Source organism: Oleiphilus sp. HI0132 (genome assembly GCF_001635845.1).
Map to the genome: position 1 here is coordinate 1 of NZ_LWGJ01000306.1, position 511 is coordinate 511.

Here is a 511-nt window from a genome sequence, read left to right on the forward strand (position 1 = left end):
AAAAAGTTAACGAAAAAGTAGCTCAGAAGCTATGTCCTACAGTTAGAATTGAAGGAGAGGATTTCGTCCTCGTTACCAACCAAATGACAACTGTGCCTAAAACGCTTCTGAAATCCGAAGTAGACTCTCTAGAACATTATCGCTACCAAATCATTGATGCGATAGATATGTTGATTACTGGCATTTAACGCCAGCCGTAACCGGCGCATTTGTAGTGAGCAGCGCGAACGAAAAATGCCTCCGAGTTTACGGCATTGTTAGGTTTCGAATGCAATCTCTGCCTCCATAAACGTTACGGTACTTCCGTACAGTATGACTCGGTCGGCTTTGACTTCGCATGTAAGGCTGCCACCACGCTTAGAGACTTGCTTGGCGCTTAAAGTGCTTTTCCCAAGTTTACCAGCCCAGTACGGCGCAAGTTTGCAATGCGCTGCACCAGTAACGGGATCTTCGGGGATGCCAATTTTAGGAGCAAAGAATCTACTGACAAAATCCACATCGGAGCCCGGTG

At 46.4% G+C, this 511-nt stretch carries 2 protein-coding genes; one reads left to right on the forward strand and one right to left on the reverse strand.

Annotation, left to right across the window (positions count from 1 at the left end):
* Positions 1–188, forward strand: a 188-nt coding sequence (locus tag A3766_RS03700; protein WP_197479281.1) for a CcdB family protein, incomplete at its 5' end; no start/stop codon positions are given.
* Positions 189–257: 69 nt separating this feature from the next.
* Here the strand turns inward: A3766_RS03700 and A3766_RS03705 are convergent.
* Positions 258–511, reverse strand: a 254-nt coding sequence (locus A3766_RS03705) for a PhzF family phenazine biosynthesis protein (protein ID WP_197479283.1), incomplete at its 5' end; no start/stop codon positions are given.